Genomic DNA, 17,273 nt, shown 5'->3' with positions numbered 1-17,273 from the left:
GGATTCCGGCGCCCTCCACCCGGGGGTGGAGACGAGCACCCGCACCGGAGCCGCGTGCCGGGCGATCCCTGGTGACCGGCGGGGACGAGGGCTCGGCGATCGCCAGAGATCCCTGCTGTTCAGTGCGCCACCGGAGGATCCCGGGAGCAGCCGTCGCAGCCGGCGCGGAACGCTCCAGCACCGCTGGCCGCCGACCCGACATCAATACCGGCCAACAGCGCGAGCAGCAGAACGAGACCGCCATGCACCACCATCTCATCGTCGACCACAAGCACACCCTAAGCAGCACTGTCAACTTCTGGTCCCTAAGAACCGAGCTTGCAGCTAGAGCCTCACTGGCTGTGAGGTGGTCTGCCGCGTCTTGGCCATCAGCTTCGCAGGCTGGTGGCCGGGACGTGTGACGTCCGCCCCGCATCCCACGCATCCTGACCCCTTCGGGCTAGAACACGGGAAGCATTCCGGTCCGCGTGCGCAACGACGCCGCAGCCCCGACAGGTGAACAAGGCTTGAGACACTCGGTTGCATCGGTCGATATGCCCGCACTCGGCGCACTGCTTGGAGGAGTACGCCGGGTCGACGAACACAACGGCAACACCGGCCCGGCGTGCCTTGTAGACGATGAAGTCTCCAAGTTGGGCGAAGGCCCAGGAGTGAAGTGCGACCCGTTGGGGCTTGCGGAGCCGTACCCGGTCACGGATCCCCGTGAGGTCTTCCAGGGAGATGCCGCGCCCGGTGCGTTCAGCCTCGGTCACGATCGTCTTGGATACGCAGTGGTTGATGTCTTTGGCTCGCCGTGATTCATTCCGGCGCTGTTTCTTCAACAGGCGTTTGGCGGACTTCGTGCGCTTCTTCTGCAGCTTGGCCCGCAGCGCGAACTGCCGCCTGCGGTAGCGGTTCAGCGTGCGTCCGGCGGCCCGGTAACCGGTGGAGGTGGTGGCGATGTTGACGATGCCCAGATCCACCCCGATGAAGGCGTCCGGATCGGAGGCGTCGACCTCGGGCACCTCACACGTCGCGATCAGGTAGAACACGCCATCGCGTTCGATGAGATCACTCTCGCCCTTGCGGTGAGCGATCAGCTGCTTGAGCCCGTTCGGCGAGCAGGCGAAACGCACGCCCTTCAACCGGCCCGCCATCGTCCAAATCGAAACGGTCTGGGCGTCGTACTGCCATGACAAGCATCGATCGTCATACGGCTGCGCGGCCTGGGGCCGGAAGGTGATCGGCTTGGACTCGGCCTTGATCCGCCGCTTGGAACCCTTCTTGCCCAGGTTCCCGGCCCGCAGGTTGGCGTGCAGGCTGGTGTAGGCCTCCCGGACCTTCTTGATCACATGCTGCGCGGCCTGCGCCCCCAGACCACGTTCCCTGAGCTCGGCATAGGTGTGCCTGCGCAGCTCGTACTCACGAGGCACACCACGCTCGAACGCCACGCCAGAGACCCAGCATGCGGCCTCGTTGACCGTGCGCAGGGTGTGTTTCAGCGCCGCCGCCTGCACCGGCGTCGGCATCAGCTTGACCTGCGCCACAACCTTCACGATGCGTAACTATATCATCGCTTTATGTCACCACGGTGGAAAGCGAAGGATGCTGGCGTTGCCCCTGCCCCGCATGCCACGGCCCCGCCCCGTACGGCGATCGAGGCGAGGAAGGTGCGGCCGGTGGCCGGGGACAGCACCGGGGCTGAGGCGATCGAGGTCGTGGCCCGCACCCACAAAACGCTGATCTAGGAACTGACCCGGCAGACCAACGGCTGCGGCACGCGTTGCGGGACTACTTCCCCGCTGCGCTGGCCGCGCTCGAGGACCTGGACGCTGCCGGCACCCTGGAACTGCTCGGCAAGGCCCCACCCCCGTGCTGGCCGCCCGGCAGACGATTCCGCAGATCAGCGCCGCGTTGAAACGCGCCCGCCGGAAGAACGTGGCGGGCAAGACGGCCACACTCCGGGCCGCGCTGTGTGCCGGCCATCTTGGCCAGCAGCCCATTTTGGGCAGCACCCGGCCGCTGAGATCATCTTGTCCAACCTGCGCTGGGGCCCATCTTCGGCGCCCGGGGGCTCGCATAGTTCGGCGACGACCCGCACCGCTACGCCACCGCAAAGGCCCGCAAGAACTACACCGGGCCGCCCGATCACCCGGGCATCGGAGAAAAGCGACGACGGCCCGCTCGCCCCGACCGGGGTGAGTGGGCCGTCGTCGCAGCCCGCCGGGGGTGTCAGATGTCGATGCGGGAGTCGTCGAGTTCGGCGGCGCCGGCGGCGATGAACTGGCGGCGCGGCGCGACCTCGGACCCCATCAGCAGGTTGAAGATGTTCTCCGCCTCCTGGGCGTCCTCGATGCGGACGCGGCGGAGCATCCGGTGGCGCGGATCCATGGTCGTCTCGGCGAGCTGGTCGGCGTCCATCTCACCGAGGCCCTTGTAGCGCTGGATCGGCTCCTTCCACCGGACGTTGCGTCGCTCGAACTCGACGAGCTTCTTGCGCAACTCGGTGTCGGAGTAGGTGTAGATGTGCTTGTCCTGGCCCTTCTTGGGCTTGACGAGCTCGATCCGGTGCAGCGGCGGAACGGCGGCGAAGACGCGTCCGGCCTCGAGCATCGGCCGCATGTAGCGGTGGAGCAGCGTGAGCAGGAGGCACCGGATGTGCGCGCCGTCCACGTCCGCGTCGGCCATCAGGATGATGCGGCCGTAGCGCGCGGAGTCGAGGTCGAAGGTGCGGCCGGAGCCGGCGCCGATGACCTGGATGATGGAGGCGCACTCGGCGTTCTTGAGCATGTCGGCGACGGACGCCTTCTGCACGTTGAGGATCTTGCCGCGGATCGGCAGCAGCGCCTGGAACTCGGAGTCTCGCGCGAGCTTGGCGGTGCCGAGCGCCGAGTCGCCCTCGACGATGAACAGCTCGCTGCGGTCGTCGGCGGTGCGGCAGTCGACCAGCTTGGCGGGGAGCGCGGAGTTCTCCAGGGCGCTCTTGCGGCGCTGGTTCTCCCGCTGCTGGCGGGCGGCGATGCGTGCCTTGGACGCCGCGACGATCTTTTCCAGGACGGCGCGCATCTGCTGCTTCTGGCCGCGCTTCGGGCTGTCGAACGCCTCCTTCAGCTCCCGGGAGACGACCTGGGAGACGATGCGGGTGGCGGCCGAGGTGCCGAGGACCTCCTTGGTCTGGCCCTCGAACTGCGGCTCCGGCAGACGCACGGTGACGACGGCGGTGAGGCCCTCGAGGATGTCGTCCTTGATGACCGGCTCGTCGCTGTTCTTCAGCAGCTTGGTGGCGCGCAGCTGCTCATTGATGATCTTGATCAGGGCGCGGTCGAAGCCGGTGACGTGCGTGCCGTGCTTGGGCGTGGCGATCACGTTGACGAACGACCGGGTGATCGTGTCGTAGCCGCCGCCCCACCGCATCGCGACGTCGACGTCGATGTCGCGCTCGACGTCGGTCGGGGTGAGGTGGCCCTGCTCGTCGAGGACCGGGACCGTCTCGGTGAAGTGGCCGCGGCCCTGGATGCGCAGCACGTCGCAGACCGGCGGGTCGCTCGCGAGGTGGTCGCAGAACTCGCTGATGCCGCCGTCGAACCGGAACTCGTGCTCGACGGGCTCCTCGCCCCGCTCGTCGCGGACCGTGATGGTCAGGCCGGGCACGAGGAAGGCCGTCTGCCGCATGCGGTCGATGACGGTGTCGCCGGCGATCGCGGCGTCCTTGAGGAAGATCTGGCGGTCGGGCCAGAAGCGCACGCGGTTGCCGGTGACGCCCTTGGCGACCCGCTTGGTCTGGTGCAGCCCCCGCTGCTTCGCCGGCTTCTTGGTGAACTTCGCGTCGGGCCCCTCGGCGGCGAAGTCGCCGGGCAGACCGCGCTTGAAGCTCATCGCGTGGGTGTGGCCGTCACGGTCGACCTCGACGTCGAGCCGGGCCGACAGGGCGTTGACCACGGACGCGCCGACGCCGTGCAGGCCGCCGGAAGCGGTGTAGGAGATGCCGCCGAACTTGCCGCCCGCGTGCAGCCGGGTCATGACCAGCTCGACGCCGGTGAGCCCGGTCTTGGGCTCGACATCGACCGGAATGCCACGGCCGTCGTCGCAGACCTCCATCGAGCCGTCGGCCCGCAGGAAGACGTCGATACGCGAACAGTAACCGCCGAGCGCCTCATCGACGGAGTTGTCGATGATCTCCCATAGGCAGTGCATGAGGCCGCGGCTGTCGGTCGACCCGATGTACATCCCGGGCCGCTTACGGACGGCCTCGAGACCTTCGAGCACCGACAGGTGCCGCGCGGTGTATCCGTGCGGGTCCTCAGCAGTGATGGTGGCGGCGGTCAACGGCTGTGCTCCTCGGGGGTAGGGCGTGCGGGCAGCAGGCTACCCGCCGGGACCGACACTACGCGGACCGGCGCGCCGGTCCGATACGGCCTCCACCCTCAGGCGGAGATGGCCGCACGACGGTCCAGACGGTGGAATCCACCGGTAGGGGGGTGTTCGGTGATCAAGGCCTTCCTAATCTTCAGGCATGCCCAACACGATTGTCGCCAAAGACCTTCGAAAGCGGTACGGCGACGTGAAAGCGGTCGACGGAGTGACCCTGTCCGTCGAGGAGGGAGAGTTCTTCGGCATCCTCGGGCCCAACGGCGCGGGGAAGACGACGACTCTCGAGATCATCGAGGGATTGCGCCAGGCGGACGGCGGTGAGGTGTCGGTGCTCGGCCGGTCGCCGTGGCCGCGCGATCCCGAACTGCTGCCGAGGATCGGGGTGCAGCTGCAGGCGTCCTCCTTCTTCGAACGGCTGACCGCGCGCGAGCAGCTGCGGACCTTCGGTTCGCTGTACGGGGTGCCGGACCGCAAGGCCGACGCGATGCTGGAGACGGTCGGCCTGACGGAGAAGGCCGAGACGCCGGTGGAGAAGCTGTCCGGCGGCCAGGCGCAGCGGCTGTCGATCGCCTGCGCGCTGGTGCACGAGCCGGAACTGGTGTTCCTCGACGAGCCGACGGCGGCGCTGGACCCTCAGGCGCGCCGCAACCTCTGGGACGTCCTGCGGGCGATCAACACGGAGGGCCGCACGGTCGTCCTCACGACGCACTACATGGACGAGGCCGAGACGTTGTGCGACCGGGTGGCGATCATCGATCGGGGCCGGATCCTGCGGAGCGGCCCGCCCGCCGCGCTGGTCCGCGGCCTGGACGCCGCGACGCGGATCGGCGTGGTGAGCGGCGTGCTGAGCGAGGCCGAGGCCCGTACGCTGCCGGGCGTCGACGACGTCACCGACGACGGCGTCTCGCTCGTCATCGCGACCCGTGACCCCTCCTCCGTCGTATCGGCGCTGGCCGGCCGCGGCGCGCTGGACGGCGTCCAGATCAAGGGCGCCACTCTCGAAGACGTCTTCCTCAACCTGACCGGGCGGGAGTATCGGGCGTGAGCGGTTTCAAGAGCCTGGCGCGGGCGATGTTCCTCGGATTCCGCCGGGACCGGGGCGCGCTGTTCTTCACGATCGCCCTGCCCCTGCTGTTCCTGCTGGTCATCGGCGGAATCTTCGCCCGGCAGTCGACGCCGAAGTCGAAGGTCCTGGAGATCGGGTCGGTGTCGATCGTGGACCAGATGCCGGCGGAGATGCGGGCAGGGGTCGGCAAGTCGCTGAAGTTCACCAAGGTCTCCGACCGGAACGCCGCCCTGGAGAAGGTGCGCAAGGGCGACTACTCGGCGGCGATCGAGCAGAGCGGGGATCAGGTGGTGGTCCACTACTCGGCCGCCGACCAGGTCAAGGCGGGCACCACCCAGGGGCAGCTCGAGGGCCTGGTGCAGGCCGCGAACCAGGCGGCGTCCGGCAGGGCGCCGAAGTATCGGCTGGAGAGCGAGCAGGTCGAGGACCAGTCGCTCAAGCCGATCCAGTACATCACCCCGGGCCTGCTCGGATGGGCCCTCGCCTCGGCCGGCATGTTCGGCGCGTCCACCACACTCGTGACATGGCGGACGAAGGGCCTCCTTCGCCGGTTGCGCCTGTCGCCGGTGCCGATCCGCAGCGTGTTCGCCGCTCGGGTCGTGGTCAGCCTGGGGGTGGCCCTGGTGCAGACGGTGCTGTTCATCGGCGTGGCGACCATGCCGTTCTTCGGGCTGAAGCTCGCGCACTACTGGTGGATGGCGATCCCCATGGTGCTGTGCGGGGTGCTGGCCTTCCTCGCCCTCGGGATGCTGATCGGGGCCTGGGCGAAGACGCAGGAGGCGGCGCAGGGGGTCACGCAGATCGTCGTGCTGCCGATGGCCTTCCTGGGCGGGTCGTTCTTCAACATCGACGACGCGCCCCGGTGGCTGCGGATCATCTCGGAGATCTTCCCGTTGCGGCATCTGAACAGCGGAATGCTCAAGGTCCTCGTACGCGGGGAGGGGCCGGCGTCCGTCCTGCCGCAGATGGGCGTCCTGCTGGGATTCGCCGTTGTGGCCACGCTGATCGCCGTTCGGGTGTTCCGCTGGGAACAAATCTGACAATCGGCGTGACCGTGACTTTTGTCACCTGAGGGGGTATTCCGCTCTGGGCGTACACAGAACCCGCATGGGAACGTCCGCGTCAGGTTAGATGTTGTCCTAAGCGACCGACCCCGAGACGAGGAAGGCGACGTGACTGGAGCTCTTGCCCCAACCAAGCCGCTGACGGCCGTGGACCGCTGCGACCGCTGCGGTGCTCAGGCCTACGTCCGCGCGGTCCTCGCGGGCGGCGGAGAGTTGCTGTTCTGTGCGCACCATGGCCGTAAGTACGGCGAAACGCTTCGTGCGAAGGGCGCCGAGATTCACGACGAAACCGACCGGCTGCTTGAGACCCCTGCACCCCCACCGGAGGACGAGCGGTAGGCCAGGCCAGCCGACCCGATAATCCATGAGACGGCGGCCACCCAGCCAGGGTGGCCGCCGTCTCACGTTTCCCGCGGCACGACCCTTGCGACCGCACCGTCACCCGCTGTGACATCCTGCCGAGGAACCGCTCTCACGGTCACCCCCGGTGACCCGCCGCCGATGAGCCGACGGAGACGACGCCGGCGAAGGAGGACGATGCTGATCCTGCTGCCCCCGTCCGAGGGCAAGGCCGCCGACGGCGACGGGCCGCCGCTGGACCTGTCCGCGCTGAGCCTTCCCCGCCTGACCGACACCCGTGAGCGGGTGCTCGGCGCGCTGGGGGCCCTGTGCGACGGCCCGGCGGAGGACACGCGGCAGATCCTCGGACTGTCCGCCGGGCAGGCCGGGGAGATCGACCGGAACCGCGCGCTGCGCACCGCGCCCACGCTGCCCGCGTCGCGGCTCTACACCGGCGTCCTGTACGACAACCTGGGCCTGCCCACCCTCGACCCGGAGCGTGCCGCCCGCTCCGTCCTGATCTTCTCGGCGCTGTGGGGCGCGCTGCGGCCCGCGGACCGCGTCCCCCCGTACCGACTGTCCATGAGCGTGAAACTGCCGCCTCTCGGCCCTCTCGCGGCCGTATGGCGCCCGGCGCTGACCGCGACCCTCCCGGCGGACGGCCTCCTGGTGGACATGCGCTCGGCGCCGTACGCGGCCGCGTGGAAGGCCCCGGCGGTCCGGGTCCGGGTGTTCCGGGAGCACGAGGGCCGGCGCACGGTGGTCAGTCACATGGCGAAGGCGACGCGCGGGGCGCTGGCCCGCGACCTGCTGGCGAACGGCGCTGACCCGGCGACGCCGGAGGAGCTCCTGAAGACGGTACGGGACGTCGGGTACACCGCCGAGCTCAACGGCACCGACCTCGACGTGATCGCCCGCTGATCCCACCGACCCACGCGGGGCAGCACCGCGCCGCCGTCGTACGCGCGCGAAGACGACCCGTACGCACGCGAAGCCGACCCCGTACGCACCGAAGACGACGCCGTACGCGTTGAAGACGGCCCCACATGCGCGAAGACGGCCTCGTACGCACGAAAGCGGGCACGCGCGAGGCATACGAAAGGGTCCGGACGGGAACTCCCGTCCGGACCCTTTCGTTATCCGATCGTTAGGCGAGGAGTGGCTCAGCCGCCTCAGTCGAGATAGTCGCGCAGCACCTGCGACCGCGACGGATGACGCAGCTTCGACATCGTCTTCGACTCGATCTGACGGATCCGCTCGCGGGTCACGCCGTAGACCTTGCCGATCTCGTCCAGCGTCTTCGGCTGGCCGTCGGTCAGGCCGAACCGCATCGAGACCACGCCGGCCTCCCGCTCGCTCAGCGTGTCGAGCACCGAGTGCAGCTGCTCCTGCAGCAGTGTGAAGCTGACCGCGTCGGCGGGCACGATGGCCTCGGAGTCCTCGATGAGGTCACCGAACTCGCTGTCGCCGTCCTCGCCGAGCGGGGTGTGCAGCGAGATCGGCTCCCGGCCGTACTTCTGGACCTCGACGACCTTCTCCGGCGTCATGTCCAGCTCCTTGGCCAGCTCCTCCGGGGTCGGCTCGCGGCCGAGGTCCTGGAGCATCTGGCGCTGGACGCGGGCCAGCTTGTTGATGACCTCCACCATGTGGACCGGTATGCGGATCGTGCGCGCCTGGTCGGCCATGGCGCGGGTGATCGCCTGCCGGATCCACCACGTGGCGTAGGTCGAGAACTTGTAACCCTTGGTGTAGTCGAACTTCTCGACCGCGCGGATCAGGCCGAGGTTGCCCTCCTGGATGAGATCCAGGAACAGCATCCCGCGCCCGGTGTAACGCTTGGCGAGCGAGACGACGAGCCGCAGGTTGGCCTCGAGCAGGTGGTTCTTGGCCCGGCGGCCGTCCTCGGCGATCCACTCGAGGTCCTCGAGGACCTGGAACTCCAGGGTGTGCCGCTCGAGGGCGAGCTTCTCCTCCGCGAACAGGCCGGCCTCGATGCGCTTGGCGAGCTCGACCTCCTGCTCGGCGTTGAGCAGCGGGACCTTGCCGATCTGCTTGAGGTAGTCCTTCACCGGGTCGGCGGTGGCGCCGGCCGCGGCGATCTGCTGTGCCGGGGCGTCCTCGTCGTCGTCTCCGATGACGAAGGAGTCGTCCTCCGACGTGGGCTTCTTGTCGGTGGCGGCCGCCGCAGGGGCGTCCTCGGTCTCCGTCTCGGCCTCGACGGCGGCGTCGGCGTCGTCTCCCGTGTCCAGGTCGGCGTCGTCGGCGACGTCCTCGAGGTCGGCGAGGTCCGCGTCGTCGAGGTCGGTGACCTCGAGCTCGGCGTCGTCGGTGACCTCGTCGGAGTCCTCCGGCTCCTTGGCCGCCTTCTTGGCGACCGCGGGCTCGGTCTTCTTCTTGGGCGTTGCCTTCTTGGGCTTGGCCGTGGTCTTCTTGGCACGTGCGGGCCGCGCGGGCACGTCGGCGTCGTCCTCGACGACGGCGGTGACCGTGTCCTGTTCCTTTGCGGCGGCGGTGGTCGTCTTGGGCTTCTTGGTCGCGGGCGTCGCGCGCTTGCTGCTGTTGCGCGCGCGCTTAGGCGCCGCGGAGTCGGCAGCGCTCACCATGACGGTCACACCCTCCTTGCTAAGACTCCGCAAGATGCTCGAGGCCTTCGACACGGGAATGTCGGCCTCCTCGAACGCACGGCGCACGTCATCGGCCTCGAGGTAGCCCTGGGAACGCCCACGCTCGATCAATTGCCTGACAACGTGCTCGTGCAGCTCGGACGGCTTGGAGGTCGAACTCGCAGGCGACACAAACACCTCTCGAACGAAACGTGTGGCTATGTTTACCCAGTGCTCTGTCGGGCGCCGGCCCTGCAGGCCCTTTGCGCTGAGCAGCGTACCCCTGCTTCACTGTCGGTTTAGCAGTCTGGCACGCCCGCGTATTCCGCGCGGTGGAGTCCTGCCCGGTGACACCCACCTTAGAGGGCACTGAGCGGTCCTTCGTACGTGCTACGCCGTCTTCGGCGGAACATGTAGGGCAAGTACTGTCACGTCATCATCATGGTCGTACCCGGCCAGCATCCGGTCGACCAAGAAGTCAACGAGTATCTCAGGATCGGCAAGCACCTCCGATGGGGCAGCGGCGGCGATCGACACGATCTCGTCGAGACCGGCGTCGAGCCCCCGTCTACGGTTCTCCACCAGTCCATCGGAGTAGAAGACCACAGTGTTGCCGGGTGGAACGGAAAAACTTGTCTCTTCTCGCTCGGAGGGCCAGCCGAGCGGGGTGCCCGCCTCGGCGGTGCTGACCCGCGGCGGGCCGTCCGGCAGGATCCGCAACGGCGGCAGATGGCCCGCGTTGCTGATCGATCCCTCGCCGGTCGCGGGGTCGATGACGGCGTACGCCAGGGTGGTGATCTGCTCCCATCCCTCGGTGGCGGCGAACAGCCGGTCCAGGCCGGTGATCACCGCGGACGGACGCGGGTCGTTCAGCGCGAGGGCGCGCAGCGCGTTGCGCACCCGGCCCATGCCCGCGGCGGCCTTGACGCCCTTGCCCATGACGTCGCCGATCGCGATCGCCACCCGGCCGTCCCCGATCGGGAAGGCGTCGTACCAGTCGCCACCGACCTGAACGTGCCGCGTGGCGGGGTGGTAGCGGGCCGCCAGGCGGATCGGCGGCAGCTGCGGGAGACGGTCCGGCAGGAGGCTGCGCTGCAGCGCCTCCGCCGTCTTGTGCTCCCGCTCGAACAGGGTCGCCCGCTCGACGGCTAGCGCGCACTGACCGGCCAGGGCCTCGAGGAAGACGCGCTCCTCCTCGGTGATCTCCCGCGGCCGGGTGAAGGAGAACCGCAGCGCGCCGAGCGCACGGCCGGCGGCCAGCAGTGGCAGGCCGACCCACGCGCGCTCGTCGGTGCGCCGGACGAAGTCGGCGATCTCGTCGCCGCGGAGCTGGAGCCGCAGGCTGACCGGGTTCTCGGCGAGGAACGGACGCCGCTCGCGGACCGCGATCGACATCACGCTGGCGCCGTCGATGCCGATCTCCTCCCGGGCGGGGCCGGGGAGCTCCGGGATGCCGCCCGGCGTGATCATGCGCAGGCGGAGCTTGTCCTCTTCGAGGAGGGCGACGGCGGACCGGTCGGCGCCGATCGCCGAGCGGCCGACCTCGGTGATCACCGAGACGACCTGGTTGACGGTCAGCGCCTCGGCCAGCATGGACGTCGCCTGCTGGAGCCGTGCGGTGCGCAGCGCGGCGGCCGACAGCTGCTCGGTGAGCCGGCCGCGCATCTCCTCGGCCTCGCGCTTGCCGGTGACGTCGGTGTTCGCGCCGACCCACTCGACGATCTCGCCGTCGCGGCGGATCGGCACGGCCCGCACGTCGTAGTTGCGGTAACCGCCCGCGCGGGTGCGGATGCGGTAGGTGGCCTCGAAGATCCGGTCGTTCGCCACGCAGGCGTGCCAGGTCTCCTCGATGCGCGGCCGGTCCTCCGTGTGCACGGCGCCCAGCCACCCCTCGGTGGCGTACTCCTCGTGCGTCTGGCCGGTGATGGCGCGCCACTCGGGCGCGTCGTCGACGACCTCGCCCGCGGGCGTGGTCACCCAGACCACCTGGGAGCTGGCCTCGACGAGGGAGCGGTAGCGCTCCTCCTTGCGGCGGATCGACCGCTCGGCCAGGACGCGGTCGGTGACGTCGACCGCGACCATCACGACCCCGGACACCTCGCCCTCGGCCGTGTGCGTGGGGAACCAGGAGTGCGCCCAGTGCCGGTCGCCGAGGGACAGGTCGACGTCCGCGACCGTGCGGTCCTCCTCCAGGGCCTTGCGGGCGGACGCCTCGATGACGCCGCCGAGCTCCCCGGGGATGACCTCGGCGGCCCGGCCGCCCTCCAGGTCGGCGACGTTCACGCCGTGCATGCGCGCCAGCGTGTCGTTGGCCCGCTTGAAGCGCAGGTCGGTGTCGAACAGCGCGAAGCCGATCGGAGCCTCCCGAAGCAACGTGGTGAGCAGCGCCGAATCCGACGCGTCGAGGCCAGAGATCCGGGGGTGCGGCACAGACGTATCGGTGCTCACCGTCGACACCTCCGTCGCGCGCTCGGCCCTACTGCGAGGCATTTCCGCATCACTATGGGTGAATGGGAGCAGGCTAGCGCTCCCGCCTCCATCACAACACCGCTCGGAGTCAGGTTTTCATCATCTCGATGCTTCGGCGCCGACGGAAGCCCCGTGCGGCAACGTTATTCCGGCGACCGCGCGGGCGCGCCCTCCGGTCACCCGCCGGGCACTCGGCACGAGGCCGCGTATCCGGCGGGAAGCATGATGATAGGGGCCGATCGCCATCGGGCGGGCGACATCCCCGATCTCGGCGAGTCCCGTGTCGCCGGGACGGGGCGCTGAACGGTACGGAGGCGCCGTTCCGGTGGCCCGTCGTCTTCGCGGCACATTTCCCTGTTTGACAAGCTTTGTAAATCGAGCACCGCGCCGTGGAAGTGAGCCACATCTCTCAGGCCCGCGCCTTCGCCGCGGCCTTCATCTCCTGTTTGTAGGCGCGGACCCGGCCCAGGGACTCCTCGTCGACGATGTCGGCCACCGAGCGGTACGCGCCCTCGTCGCCGTAGTGGCCGGCCGCCGCGCGCCAGCCCTCGGGCCGTACGCCGAGCCGCTTGCCGAGCAGCGCGACGAAGATGCGGGCCTTCTGATCGCCGAAGCCGGGCAGGTCCCCGACCCGCGCCAGGAGGTCCCGGCCGGTCGCCGCCTCCGTCCAGACCCGCTCGGCCGCCCCGTCGTACCGCTCCAGCACCGCGCGGCTGAGAGCCTGCACACGGCCCGCCATCGCCTTGGGGTACCGATGAAGCGCGGGCCGCTCGCCGAAGACCGCCACGAGCGCGTCAGGGTCGTACCGGGCCAGTTCCTCGGCGTCGAGGTCGCGCCCGAGCCGCCGCGCCAGTTCGCACGGCGCCGCGAACGCCCGTTCCAGGGGCACCTGCTGGTCGAGCAGCATCGCGATCAGCAGGGCCAGCGGACTGCGGTTGAGCAGCGCGTTGGCCTCGGGATCGATGGGCAGCGAGATCGTCATGGCGTCCTCCGGGAGCGTTCGCCCCTCATCCTGCACCCTGCGAGCGCCGCCGGTCACCCGGGGTCACAACGTGGTGGCCACCCGCCGTAGATGTGACGGTTCGCGAACGTGTCGCCCGTCGCCGTTCCGGCGCGGCGCCGACGGTGCTCGAATAGGGACATGACCGGCGAAGGAACACCTGTCGGCCGACGCGTCGTCCTCGGCATGGTCGGCATCGGGGCCGTGGGCGTCGTGATCGGCGCGCGCGTGCAGAGCGGCCTCAACCGCGCGGTGGGACCCGTCGGCGGCCGGGTCTCGGGACTGATCCCGGCGGCCGGCGGCTTCCGCTTCTACTCCGTGGTCGACTCGGTGCGGCGCGTCGACCCGGCGGACTACCGCCTCACCGTCGGCGGCCTGGTGGAGCACCCGCGGACCTTCCGGTTCGCCGACCTGCAGGCGCTGCCGCAGACCCGGATGACCGACACGTTCCACTGCGTCACCGGCTGGACCGTGCCGGACGTCGCCTGGGCGGGCGTGGCCCTGCCCGACCTCCTGGACGTGGTGGGCGTACGGCCGGGGGCGAGGGGCGTCCGGTTCACCTCGTTCGACGGCGCGTACACCGAGACGCTCACGCTGGAGCAGGCGCGCCGCCGCGACGTGATCGTCGCCACGAGCATGCTGGGCGGCCCGGTGAGCCACGAACACGGCGGCCCGGTGCGGATGTACGTCGCGCCGATGTACGGCTACAAGTCGACGAAGTGGCTCGGCGGGATCGACCTGGTCCCCACGGTCAAGCCGGGGTACTGGGAGACGCGCGGCTACGACGTCGACGCCTGGGTCGGCCGGTCGAACGGGTACACGTCATGACCGAGCGGGGCAAAGGAGGGTTCATGATCCGTTTCGCCCGCGCCGTACGGGGGGTGCACCACGTGACGGCCCTCCTCATGCTCGTCTGCCTCGTCACGGCGGCCATGCTGTACGTGCCGGCGCTGGCCGAGGCGGTCGGCCGCCGCCACCTCATCCGGATGATCCACCTGCTCGCCGGGTTCGGGCTGCCGGTGCCCGCGCTGCTGGGCTGGGCCTCGCGGGCGTTCCGGGGCGACGTTCGCCGGCTCGACCGGTTCTCCCCCGACGACTGGCGGTGGCTCCGGGGCCGGGACCGGCGCGCGACGGTCGGCGGCCGCGGGATCCACCCGGTCGGCAAGTTCAACGCGGGCCAGAAGCTGAACGCGGCGTTCGTCGCCGGCGCGATCCTCGTCATGCTGGGCACCGGGGTGATCCTCGCCTTCCCGCACCCGTGGCCGGACACCTTCCGCACCGGCGCGACGTTCGTGCACGACTGGCTGACCCTGGCGGTCTTCGTCGTGATCCTCGGCCATCTCTGGTACGCCCTGAGGGACCCTGGAGCCCTGTCCGGAATGTTCACCGGACGCGTCACGCCGGAGTGGGCGGCCCGCCATCACCCGGCCTGGCTCGACGAGACCCGCGCGGCGGAGGCTCCCGGAATGGACGACCCTGACCAGCCCCGTCCCCGTTCGAGGGGAAATTACGGTGGATCTGGTGAGGTCACCGCCCCCTCCGGGAACACCGAAGAGGGCAAGGACGACCTGTCCCCCCGGAGGTCTTGACACTTCTTCGGGGGAGGATCGAGATTGGGCGCTGAGCGGGACGCAGGTGGACTGAGATCGTCTGGTGCGAGAGGTGTCCGCATGACCTCGACGCAGCTGGTCTGGCAGGCCGACGTACGAGACCCGGTGATCGGGCGGCTCCGCCGGGAGTTCCCCTCGATCCCCACGGACGCCGTGGAGCGGTGTGTCCGCGACGTCCGGCTGCGGGCTCGGCACCTGGGGGTCGATCTGACGCCGAGGCTGGTCGAGGCGGTCGCGCGCGAGCACCTGATGTCGATGATCAAGTCGGAACCACCCTCGGGACGCCGACCCGAACCCCTGCCGGGCGAGTAGGGTGAGTGGTCGGACACTGGACCACTAATCCCTCGCGCACCCGTCACGGGCGCGCTTCGGGACGTACTCCGAAAAGGTAGACCGTGAGCGACCTGCGCGAGGTGGGTACCGGGGAGGCCGCATGACACGGCGCCCCGCTCCGCCGCCGGACGCCGTGTTCGCCGAGATGCTCCGCGCCGCGCGTGAGCTCCTGGCCGTCCGCAGCCCGCTGGACGCCGAGCTGATCGTCAGCGAGATGCTCGGCACCTGGTGGGGCAAGCGGCTCGCGCACGACGACGTGGAGAAGGTCATCGGGGAGGCGCTGGTCGACCACGCGGCCACGGCCCGTACGCCGGCGGCCCTCGCGCTGCTCACCGGCATCTCCGCCCTGGGCACGCCGCGGCAGGCCGCCAAGGCCGAGCGCGCCGCGCTGCCGCTCATGGAGGCCGGGGTCGCGCGGCCCGGCTGGGCCGACCGCGTCGGGATGGTCGTCTGCGAGGAGTGCCACGTCTCCCGCGACGTCTACGGGGACCAGGACTCGATCGTCTGCATCTACACCTACGGCGGCGAGGAGCGCCACGCGCTCGTCGTGGTGATCGACCACAACGAGCGCGGCATGGTGGTCGACGCGTGGGTGTCCTCGCAGGTGGAGAAGCTGCTCGGCTACTGCCGCAAGGAGGCCGAGGAGAACCCCCTGATGCGGTTCGAGCCGATCCCCGCGGCGACCGCCCGCGCACGGCTGGAGCGGGCCCTCGCGGTGGCGGACGACACCGAGGACCCGCCGGTCAAGGAGACCTTCGGCAACTACCACGCGTTCGTGCGGGCGCGGGTGCGCGCGCTGCCGCCCGGCGGCCGCTCCCCCGTCCCGCCCGTCTACGGCCACGACCGCCGGGCCACGATGGCGGCGCAGTTCCTCGCCTCGGACGAGGCCGAGGAGCTGTCGGACCGCTCCGCGGCGAGCCGCTGCGTCGACCGCATCATCGACTACGGCTGCGACCGCGACTTCGGCCGGCCGCTGCGGGTCAGCCCGGTCAAGTGCGAGATGTTCCTGCTGCACTGGCTGCCGCGCAAGGTGATGCTGTCGCCGGAGGAGCAGGAGGCGATGCCGCACGTGCTCGCGGCGTGGGTGCGCTGGGCGAGCCGGCGGACGGGGCTGCCCGAGGAGGGCGTCCGCCAGACCCTCGACAAGGTCTGGGACATCACCGGCAAGTTCGCCGAGGCGTACCGCGACCCGACGACGTTCGGGCTCGACCGGGAGCTGGTCCAGCGGCTGCTGCCGGACGGCGACCTCGAGGCCCTCGCCCGGCGTGCCTTCGCGTTCCCGTTCCTGACCGGCGGCAACGCCGACATCGACCTGACCCGCCTGAACCCGTCCGTCGACGCGGACCGGCGGTTGCTCCTGCGGTTCGAGCACCCGGACGCCGATCCGGCGCACATCGAGGCCCACCTCCGGCTCGCCGCCCGCATCTGGGACGGCGACCCGCCGCAGCTGTGGACGGTGGCGGAGCGCCTGCTCGACCGCGGGCACGACCGCCACTCCATCCTGCACCGGTTCATGGCCATCCTCCGCGACACCGACGGCGACCCCCGGGCGCTCCGCGCCGCGCTCCTCGCGTTGCGGGACGCCCCCGACCTGTCCTAGAGGTCGCGGTGACCGGGGCGATCCGCCAGGAGCCGGCGCAGGCGCGCGGCCGGCGGCGCAAGGAGGCGCTGCTCGACGCGGCCGTCGACCTTCTCGAGAGGGGCGGGCCCGCGCAGGTGACCCACCGGGCCGTCGCGGACCGGGCCGCGCTGCCCCTCGCCGCGACCACGTACTACTTCGGCTCCCGTGAGGACCTGCTGACGCAGGCGTTCACCCGGCTCGTCGCGCGCGGCGTGGCGGCGGTACGGGAACGCCTGCGGCCGGTCGCCGGCGCCGGGCCCGCCGCGGTCGCCGACGTCGTCGTCGGGGCCCTGGCCCCCTTCGACGAGGCGGAGCGCAGCCGCCACCTCGCCCTGTGCGAGCTGTACTTCCAGGTGGGCCGCGAGCCCGCGTTCCGGCCGCTCGCGCGGACCTGGAGCGCCGTCCGCCACGAGGCCGTCACCGAGGTGCTGAAGGAGGGCGGCTACCCGCACTCGCCGGCGGACGTCGACATCCTCGTCGCCACGGTCGAGGGAATGATCGCCCAGGACCTCGTCGAGGCGCGGCCCGGCACGATCAAGGCGATGGTGGACACGGTCACGCGGCTGCTGCGCGCCCTCCGGGCGACGGCCCCGAGCGGACCCGCGGCACGGCCGCCGGAATCCACGGCACGGCCTCCCGAGTCCGCGGCGCGCCCGTGGGAGCCGGCGGCGAGGCCCGCGGTACGGCCACCGGAGTCCTCGGCGAGACGGCCGGAGTCCACGGCCGAGGTCGATCGGACCGCCTCGCGGCCGGTTCCGGCCGCGAGGCGCCCCTACGACGAGACGGACGCGCCGAGCACGCTGTAAACCGCGTCCAGT

At 70.4% G+C, this 17,273-nt stretch carries 15 protein-coding genes; 9 read left to right on the top strand and 6 right to left on the bottom strand.

Features of this window, described 5'->3' with window-relative positions; genetic code table 11:
- Positions 1-119 precede the first annotated feature (119 nt).
- The 3 genes from ABD978_RS34120 to ABD978_RS34110 form a co-directional block, all read right to left on the bottom strand.
- Positions 120-269: a hypothetical protein gene (locus tag ABD978_RS34120; RefSeq protein WP_345363960.1), complete on the bottom strand. Its 150-nt coding sequence runs from the start codon at positions 267-269 to the stop codon at positions 120-122.
- 99 nt (positions 270-368) lie between these two features.
- Complete coding sequence (locus ABD978_RS34115; RefSeq protein ID WP_345363958.1) at positions 369-1,535, bottom strand: RNA-guided endonuclease InsQ/TnpB family protein; 1,167 nt, start codon at positions 1,533-1,535, stop codon at positions 369-371.
- A gap of 676 nt (positions 1,536-2,211) precedes the next feature.
- On the bottom strand, positions 2,212-4,305 hold the full coding sequence (locus ABD978_RS34110; protein ID WP_345363956.1) for a DNA gyrase/topoisomerase IV subunit B: 2,094 nt from the start codon (positions 4,303-4,305) through the stop codon (positions 2,212-2,214).
- A 187-nt stretch (positions 4,306-4,492) separates the two neighbouring features.
- Between ABD978_RS34110 and ABD978_RS34105 the strand changes: the two genes are divergently transcribed.
- The 4 genes from ABD978_RS34105 to ABD978_RS34090 all read left to right on the top strand — a co-directional run bounded on the left by ABD978_RS34105 (position 4,493) and on the right by ABD978_RS34090 (position 7,740).
- Positions 4,493-5,395: an ABC transporter ATP-binding protein gene (locus ABD978_RS34105; RefSeq protein ID WP_345363954.1), complete on the top strand. Its 903-nt coding sequence runs from the start codon at positions 4,493-4,495 to the stop codon at positions 5,393-5,395.
- On the top strand, positions 5,392-6,456 hold the full coding sequence (locus ABD978_RS34100; RefSeq protein ID WP_345363952.1) for an ABC transporter permease: 1,065 nt from the start codon (positions 5,392-5,394) through the stop codon (positions 6,454-6,456). Before ABD978_RS34105 ends, ABD978_RS34100 begins: the two co-directional genes overlap by 4 nt.
- 132 nt (positions 6,457-6,588) lie before the next feature.
- Positions 6,589-6,819, top strand: coding sequence for a DUF7455 domain-containing protein (locus ABD978_RS34095; RefSeq protein ID WP_252778596.1), 231 nt, complete (start codon positions 6,589-6,591; stop codon positions 6,817-6,819).
- A gap of 198 nt (positions 6,820-7,017) precedes the next feature.
- The gene (locus tag ABD978_RS34090) at positions 7,018-7,740 is read left to right on the top strand and encodes a YaaA family protein (RefSeq protein WP_345363950.1); all 723 of its coding nucleotides are present in this window, start codon (positions 7,018-7,020) and stop codon (positions 7,738-7,740) included.
- Positions 7,741-7,991: 251 nt separating this feature from the next.
- Here ABD978_RS34090 and ABD978_RS34085 read toward each other — a convergent pair whose 3' ends face one another.
- The 3 genes from ABD978_RS34085 to ABD978_RS34075 form a co-directional block, all read right to left on the bottom strand.
- Positions 7,992-9,614, bottom strand: coding sequence for an RNA polymerase sigma factor (locus ABD978_RS34085; RefSeq protein ID WP_345363948.1), 1,623 nt, complete (start codon positions 9,612-9,614; stop codon positions 7,992-7,994).
- A gap of 198 nt (positions 9,615-9,812) precedes the next feature.
- Positions 9,813-11,870: a SpoIIE family protein phosphatase gene (locus ABD978_RS34080; RefSeq protein ID WP_345363946.1), complete on the bottom strand. Its 2,058-nt coding sequence runs from the start codon at positions 11,868-11,870 to the stop codon at positions 9,813-9,815.
- Positions 11,871-12,300: 430 nt separating this feature from the next.
- Positions 12,301-12,873: an HhH-GPD-type base excision DNA repair protein gene (locus ABD978_RS34075; RefSeq protein WP_345363944.1), complete on the bottom strand. Its 573-nt coding sequence runs from the start codon at positions 12,871-12,873 to the stop codon at positions 12,301-12,303.
- A 159-nt stretch (positions 12,874-13,032) separates the two neighbouring features.
- Here ABD978_RS34075 and ABD978_RS34070 point away from each other — a divergent pair, with 159 nt between their 5' ends.
- The 5 genes from ABD978_RS34070 to ABD978_RS34050 all read left to right on the top strand — a co-directional run bounded on the left by ABD978_RS34070 (position 13,033) and on the right by ABD978_RS34050 (position 17,261).
- Complete coding sequence (locus tag ABD978_RS34070) at positions 13,033-13,719, top strand: molybdopterin-dependent oxidoreductase (protein ID WP_345363942.1); 687 nt, start codon at positions 13,033-13,035, stop codon at positions 13,717-13,719.
- A gap of 23 nt (positions 13,720-13,742) precedes the next feature.
- Complete coding sequence (locus ABD978_RS34065) at positions 13,743-14,480, top strand: cytochrome b/b6 domain-containing protein (RefSeq protein WP_345363940.1); 738 nt, start codon at positions 13,743-13,745, stop codon at positions 14,478-14,480.
- A gap of 81 nt (positions 14,481-14,561) precedes the next feature.
- Complete coding sequence (locus ABD978_RS34060) at positions 14,562-14,813, top strand: hypothetical protein (RefSeq protein WP_345363938.1); 252 nt, start codon at positions 14,562-14,564, stop codon at positions 14,811-14,813.
- A gap of 121 nt (positions 14,814-14,934) precedes the next feature.
- Complete coding sequence (locus ABD978_RS34055; RefSeq protein WP_345363936.1) at positions 14,935-16,434, top strand: hypothetical protein; 1,500 nt, start codon at positions 14,935-14,937, stop codon at positions 16,432-16,434.
- A gap of 8 nt (positions 16,435-16,442) precedes the next feature.
- Positions 16,443-17,261: a TetR/AcrR family transcriptional regulator gene (locus ABD978_RS34050; RefSeq protein ID WP_345363934.1), complete on the top strand. Its 819-nt coding sequence runs from the start codon at positions 16,443-16,445 to the stop codon at positions 17,259-17,261.
- Positions 17,262-17,273 lie beyond the last annotated feature (12 nt).

The sequence above is a fragment of the Actinoallomurus liliacearum genome (assembly GCF_039542035.1).
Taxonomy (GTDB): Bacteria; Actinomycetota; Actinomycetes; order Streptosporangiales; family Streptosporangiaceae; genus Actinoallomurus; species Actinoallomurus liliacearum.
The sequence above is the reverse complement of the archived record's forward strand: the minus strand, read 5'-3'. Positions and strand labels throughout refer to the sequence as shown.